Origin of the sequence: Vreelandella glaciei (assembly GCF_013415125.1) — a bacterium.
Lineage (GTDB): Bacteria > Pseudomonadota > Gammaproteobacteria > Pseudomonadales > Halomonadaceae > Vreelandella > Vreelandella glaciei.
Genome location: NZ_JACCDE010000081.1, coordinates 1 through 1,098, shown reverse-complemented (window position 1 = coordinate 1,098; position 1,098 = coordinate 1). Strand labels below are relative to the sequence as shown.

Sequence of the window (1,098 nt, the reverse complement as noted above, 5' to 3'; positions counted from 1 at the left end):
GGCGGTCTCAATGAGCAAGTGCAACACGTGACCCATCAGGTACGGTGTTGCTATGACTTACTGCTATCGCCATCTCACTGCTGAAGACCGAGCCGCCATCATGATGATGCGAGCGACTCATTCAATCCGATCCATCGCCACTCATCTGGGCCGTGCACCGAGCACCGTGTCGCGAGAACTCGCTCGCCACACGGTCGACCCCATCAAGGGCTACGATGCCGGCTTGGCGGGCTACCGGGCTCGCCTGACGCGGCATCGGCCACGTCAGCGTCCCAAGCTGCATCCCGACGGCGAGCTCTTCGAGCTGGTGGTCTACCTGCTGCGCAAGTACTGGTCACCGGAACAGATAGCCCGCACACTGAAGCGCATGTCTCCTAACGAATCACGTCGACAGGTCTCGCATGAGGCCATCTACAACGCGCTCTATGTGATGCCCCGTGGCAGCCTCAAGAAAGAGCTCATCGCCTGCCTGCGGCAGGGCAACGGCAAGCGTCGGCCACGTAGCCGTGGCAAGGATCGACGCCAGCAGATTCCCGAGCTCGTTAGCATCCATATGCGGCCGCCTGAGATCGAAGACCGCCTGATGCCTGGCCATTGGGAGGGCGATCTCATCATCGGTGCCAACAATCGCTCCGCCGTCGGTACGCTGGTGGAGCGCACCACGCGCTTGGTGATCCTGGCGAAGATGGATGGCACCACGGCCACCGCGGCGGCCGTTGGCTTCAGCGACAAGCTCAATGAAGTGCCACGAGCCCTGCGTCTGTCCATGACCTACGACCAGGGCAGAGAGATGGTGAAGCATGCCGAGATCACGCAGAAAACCGGTACGGCAATCTACTTCGCTGACCCGCATAGCCCATGGCAGCGGGGCTCCAACGAGAACACCAACGGACTGTTGCGGCAATACTTGCCGAAGGGCACGGATCTGTCGGTCTACAGCCAGGAAGAGCTCGACGAGATCGCCGACTCACTGAACACGCGGCCGCGCAAGACACTGGACTGGCGCACGCCGCTGGAAGTTTACGCCGAGGTGCTCAAGAAATCGGTCGCTGGCCCGAGCACCCTTCAATAGCGTTGCGCTTGGAACTTGAGACCGCC

1 protein-coding gene is annotated in these 1,098 nt (G+C 61.4%); it reads left to right on the top strand.

Annotated elements, in window-relative coordinates:
- Window positions 1–52: 52 nt before the first annotated feature.
- A complete protein-coding gene (locus HZS80_RS23215) occupies window positions 53–1,072 on the top strand; it encodes an IS30 family transposase (protein WP_035565798.1) in 1,020 nt (339 codons plus the stop codon).
- Window positions 1,073–1,098: the final 26 nt, after the last annotated feature.

Bases quoted from the DNA above. Each gene is read 5' to 3' on its own strand.
- HZS80_RS23215 (WP_035565798.1), top strand. From the start codon at position 53: ATGACTTACTGCTATCGCCATCTCACTGCTGAAGACCGAGCCGCCATC.